Origin of the sequence: Enterobacter sp. GER_MD16_1505_Eko_090, from assembly GCF_003331015.1 — a bacterium.
GTDB lineage: Bacteria > Pseudomonadota > Gammaproteobacteria > Enterobacterales > Enterobacteriaceae > Enterobacter > Enterobacter roggenkampii.
This window is the reverse complement of sequence record NZ_PUQF01000045.1, coordinates 1-5,015: the sequence shown is the minus strand read 5'-3', so window position 1 is coordinate 5,015 and position 5,015 is coordinate 1. Positions and strand designations below refer to the sequence as shown.

General features: G+C 54.9%; 5 protein-coding genes. All 5 read right to left on the bottom strand.

The features are described from left to right. Positions 1–685 (bottom strand): plasmid mobilization relaxase MbeA (gene mbeA, locus C6A40_RS24475; protein WP_153064013.1); only part of this gene is annotated, 685 nt, incomplete at its 3' end. After that, on the bottom strand, positions 675–1,019 hold the full coding sequence (locus C6A40_RS24470; RefSeq protein ID WP_032976203.1) for a MobC family plasmid mobilization relaxosome protein: 345 nt from the start codon (positions 1,017–1,019) through the stop codon (positions 675–677). The genes mbeA and C6A40_RS24470, both read right to left, overlap by 11 nt. 987 nt (positions 1,020–2,006) lie before the next feature. Further along, on the bottom strand, positions 2,007–3,311 hold the full coding sequence (locus tag C6A40_RS24445) for a methyl-accepting chemotaxis protein (RefSeq protein WP_114191461.1): 1,305 nt from the start codon (positions 3,309–3,311) through the stop codon (positions 2,007–2,009). A 910-nt stretch (positions 3,312–4,221) separates the two neighbouring features. Beyond that, positions 4,222–4,437, bottom strand: a complete 216-nt coding sequence (locus C6A40_RS24440) for an MbeD family mobilization/exclusion protein (RefSeq protein ID WP_000137422.1) — start codon at positions 4,435–4,437, stop codon at positions 4,222–4,224. 6 nt (positions 4,438–4,443) lie between these two features. Continuing rightward, positions 4,444–4,935, bottom strand: a complete 492-nt coding sequence (locus C6A40_RS24435) for an MbeB family mobilization protein (RefSeq protein ID WP_016355729.1) — start codon at positions 4,933–4,935, stop codon at positions 4,444–4,446. Positions 4,936–5,015 lie beyond the last annotated feature (80 nt).

Sequence of the window (5,015 nt, the reverse complement as noted above, 5' to 3'; positions counted from 1 at the left end):
TGGCTCCCTTCAGTCGGATGTTTCGCCCCCCGTCAGGGTCGGCAATGCTGATACTGCTTTTCGTTGTACGCACCACCTCAAAACCTGCACCTTCAAGAGCCTCAGTGACGTCCTGACGGCTTTTCAGCTCCCCGGACGAGGCTAAGCTCAGCAGTCCACGGGTGATGGCTTCTGCGGCTTCCTGCTTCGTTTTCGGCAGTCCGGCCGGCGTGACCAGCGCCCGGCGGTTTTCCGGCGCGTTCGGATCGTGCAGCCCCAGTCTGCCGTTCACGATGGTCTGCCAGGCATCGATACGCGGCCGGTCGGCGCGGTCGTAGTACGGCTGGAGCCGCCTGCCGGTCAGCAGCTCGGTATTGGGGATCAGAAAGTTCAGCTCCAGACGCCCCTTGTCCTCGTGCTCCACCCACAGAATGCTGTACTGATCTTTATCAAGTCCGGGCATCAGAACCCGCTCGAAGCTGGCCATCAGTTTTTCCCGCTGGCCGGGAGGCAGATCGGCCTCCGCAAACGACAGGACGCCGGAGGTGTATTTCTTCACGTAAGGCGACGCGTCGATCAGCTCCCGGACTTCTTCCGGCTTCCCCTGCAGGACGCTGGCGCCTTCACGCTGCCGGTCTTTACCCAGCAGATAGTCCACCGGCCCGGCGCCACCGCCGCGACCGCGTGGATGAAATTTAACGATCATCGTCCGTTCCTTTCTCAAGAACGGCGTGCCGCAGCCGCTCAAGCCCGGCATCGATGGCCATCAGCGCCGCCACAATCTGCACCCGGTCATGACCGGTACCGACGCCGGCGTTAACACGGCGGGCTATCTGGTTCAGGTTGTTGCCCATACCGGCAAGCTGGCGCAGCAGCGCCGGCGAGATCGAAGGAAGTTTTGCGGTACGAGCCGGCTTTTCGTCCAGGCAGGTCTGCCGCATCCACGCCGCCAGCTGCCTGCCGTCGCAGCGCTCAAGTAGCCGCCTGTGCTCATCCTCCGTCACCCACATGGTGAGCATCTTGTTCCGTTTCTCTGACAAAACAGTCTCCTGATAACCCCGGGACGGGCGGGAAAACCTTTCCCGGTCGGCGCGGGGTTGGACAAGCCGCAGGCGCGTCAGTGGCTGTTAGCGGGTTTCGGGGCGCAGCCCTGAACCAGTCACGTAGCGCTAGCGGAGTGTATACTGGCTTACTATGTTGGCACGGATGCGAATATCAGTGAAGTGCTTCATGTGGCAGGAGAAAAATGCAGCAGCGGAGCGTCAGCAGAATATGCGATACAGGATATATTCCGCTTCCTCGCTCACTGACTCGCTGCGCTCGGTCGTTCGGCTGCGGCGAGCGGTACCGGCTTACAGGCGGGGCGGAAATTTCCTGGGAGATGCCAGAAAGAAGCTTAACAGGGAAGCGATAAGGCCGCGGCGAAGCCGTTTTTCCATAGGCTCCGCCCCCCTGACAAGCATCACGAAATCTGACGCTCAAATCAGTGGTGGCGAAACCCGACAGGACTATAAAGATACCAGGCGTTTCCCCCTGGTGGCTCCCTCGTGCGCTCTCCTGTTCCTGCCTTTCGGTTTACCGGTGTCATTCCGCTGTTATGGCCGCGTTTGTCTCATTCCACGCCTGACACTCAGTTCCGGGAAGGCAGTTCGCTCCAAGCTGGACTGTATGCACGAACCCCCCGTTCAGTCCGACCGCTGCGCCTTATCCGGTAACTATCAACTTGAGTCCAATCCGGAAAAACACGACAAAGCGCCACTGGCAGCAGCCACTGGTAACAGGTTTAGAGGAGGAGAGTCTTGAAGTTTCGGGTGCGATAAGGCTACACTGAAAGGACAGTTTTGGTGACTGTGCTCCTCCAAGCCAGTTACCGCGGTTCAAAAGAGCTTCAACTCTTGCGAACCTTCGAAAAAGCCACCTTGCCGGGTGGTTTTTTCGTTTTCAGAGCAAGAGATTACGACGCAACGGAAAGGATCTCAAGAAGATCATCTGTGATGTTCGACAGATATGGGGATATGCACCATGGCCTATCCGGCTTTAACTGAAATGGCGACATCCTTAACCGCAGTCTCAACCCCTGCAGCATTCCTCTGAATGCTGGTCATAACTTCACCCGCTTCGCGCATGAGTGTAACCCCTTCCCGAGTGTTCATCAGGCTGTTTTCAATGCCACAGAGAACATCCTTGGCCAGTTGACTATTGCTGGCCACGACTTGCTCAATTTCTTCAGTCGCGCTACTGACGCTCGCCGCAAGATTACGCACTTCTGCGGCAACAACCGCAAAACTTCTTCCGGATGCGCCAGCCCTTGCTGCTTCAATCGCGGCATTCAGTGCAATAAGTCTTGTCTGCATGGCAAACTTCCGGATGGTTTCCACCATATCGTCAATACTTTCAGACTGATTGTTGAGCCGTGAGATATCGGTGGAGACAGCCCCCATCCCCTGCGCAATTCTGTCAATCATAAGGATGCTATTTTCAATAACATTGGCACCGTTCTGCGCACTTTCTCGGGTCTGCACGGCCATATCCCATGCATGCACAGCAGCCTCTTGCTCTCTCTGGTTTCGCAGGACATCAGCCGTAACATCTGTAGCGAATTTCACAATTTTATAAAGCTGCCCATCACTGTTAAAGACAGGGTTATAAGTTGCACGGAACCACAGAGGGTCTCCCTGACGGTTAAGGCGTGGAAACAGACCAGAAAAAAACTCACCTTGATTCAGACTCTCCCAGAAATGTCGGTATTCATCACTTTTGTAAAGCGTCTCGGCACAGAACAGACGATGATGCTTACCTATGATTTCATCCCGCTTATAGCCAGTGGCATTGACGAAATTTTCATTTGCTTCAAGCACGATCCCTTCAGGATTGAAGGTGATGATGGCCATAGAACGGTTTATGGCATTTACGACTGCTTCCTGCTCAAGAGCAGAATGCACGCGCTCAGAAATATCGGCAGCAATTTTAATGACTCTGATAACACGGCCGCGCCTGTCAGAAACGGGGATATAACTGGCTTCAAGCCATACGGAACGATTTCCCTTTGCCAGCCGCAGGTACTTGCCACTAAAGCTTTCTCCCCTGGCAAGGCGCTGCCAGAACTGGCTGTATTCCGGTGAACTTACCAGCGAGGGCGGGCAGAATATACGATGGTGGTGACCGATTATTTCATCAGCCCTGTACCCCATAGTGGAGAGAAAAAGCGGGCTGGCTTTATTTATCACCACCTCCGGACTGAACTCAATGACAGGCTTATTCTGACAAATTGCGTCATACGAAATGGCTGATCGCTGGAGGTTCAGGGAGAACATATTTTTAAGTGAAAACATATGAATCAGATTGCCCGGATAATGTAAGTACTGCCATGGTTATCGGCTACTCCTTATGTAGCGTTATATATTACTGCGACAGGGCGGGAAAAAGCCCGCTCTTCAGCCATGCCGGCATGATGTCCGGCTCCGGATTTCACGCGTAAAAAACCCGCCATCTTTAGCGGGCTGAACAATAAGAAAATGTTCATATTTACGGCAAATCCGCCGGCTCCAGCAGAGAAGCTGGCGTCTATCAATCTTGGAAGAACCAGCGCAGCTCCGCATGCATTAACAGGCATCAGAAGGCAAAAAAATGGCTCACATCCGGGAGCCGGAAAACACTCAACTGCCTGGATCGCAGCACATCCTTTGTGAAGGATAATTTAAGTATCGGCCGGATTGCCGCGGGCATAAGCCCGGCCGGCATAATTTTTTCCGTATCCGCCAGACCTCGGCTTTTAACATAACACCCCTTGCCCGCACCGCAGAAACGGGGTTGGCTGCGTTTCCGGTGCCAGACGCGAGAAAGTGGCGACAGACATGACGAAAAAACACCAAAAACGCAGCCGCTGGATATTACACTGATGCATAGTCATGCAGCCAGATGCATGCAGCGTAAAGTCACACTAAAATCAGCGCGAACGCCTTAAAAACCGGCAAATGCCTCTCCGGCAACTCACACAGCTCCATCACCAGGTAAAAACAGTTCAGCAGGGCTTCAATAACGTTGAGAATTTTCATCACTTCCTCCGGGATAAGTCACTACCATTCCGGTAGTCAGCCTATTTAGCAGGAACGCGATGAGCCCTTCTTCGTGCGGGCTGTCACCTCATCTTCGGACCATCGAAACTCTTCTGCTTCTGTCGGAGCGTCAGCTCCAGCTCGTTCTGACGCTGATACTCCAGTGCAGCCTTCTCCTCGATGGCATTCAGTTCCCGGACAAGCGGCGCAGCTGCTCGCTTAAACTCAGCACCTGCGTGCTCAAGTCCGACACGCGCTCGTTCAGCACCGCGTTCTCCCGTTGCATAAGTCCACACATGCTCCGCCATTCCGCGAAGGCGCTCTCCCATTCGTCCAGCCTTTGCGAGTAGTCCTGCTGTAGCTGCTCTAATGCGCTCAGCAACTGCTTTTCCAGCTCTGTCATTTTCCGCTACTCCTGTTTCAGGCGGATCCAGGTCGTCCCGTCGTAGGGGATGGCTTCGGCTTGCATCCCCGGCGGCAGGATAAGGAACCTCCGGCCGTCGTTGCTCTCCTGATAGCGTACTCCCCACGTCCGGGCGGTCATTTTCGCCAGGGTATCTTCCTGCTGACGAAGATGTGTGTAATTGTCGGTTATCTGCCGTCCCTGCCACCACAGAATGCTCCCGCTCGTGGCGATCAGCAGCGCTGACACCATCAGGATGGTGAGCCATGTCCTCCCGGCCGTCAGCAACACGCTCCGCCGGTTTTTCTCCATCGCCTCGCTCATACTCTGCTCGTGGGCGCTGATGGCGTCGCTGATTCTCCTCGCGCTTGCGTTCAGTTCCGCTCTGACAGACTGCTCGTGCTCGCTGAATGCGGCTTTCAGCATCTCGCCGGTACTCTTCTGCTGCGCTTTCGATTGCTGCTCTAAGTCCTTCGCCAGCGTTAAAAGACTGCTCATAGATGGCTCCCTTCAGTCGGATGTTTCGCCCCCCGTCAGGGTCGGCAATGCTGATACTGCTTTTCGTTGTACGCACCACC

Bases quoted from the DNA above. Each gene is read 5' to 3' on its own strand.
- C6A40_RS24435 (WP_016355729.1), bottom strand. From the start codon at position 4,935: ATGAGCAGTCTTTTAACGCTGGCGAAGGACTTAGAGCAGCAATCGAAA.
- C6A40_RS24440 (WP_000137422.1), bottom strand. From the start codon at position 4,437: ATGACAGAGCTGGAAAAGCAGTTGCTGAGCGCATTAGAGCAGCTACAG.
- C6A40_RS24445 (WP_114191461.1), bottom strand. From the start codon at position 3,311: ATGTTTTCACTTAAAAATATGTTCTCCCTGAACCTCCAGCGATCAGCC.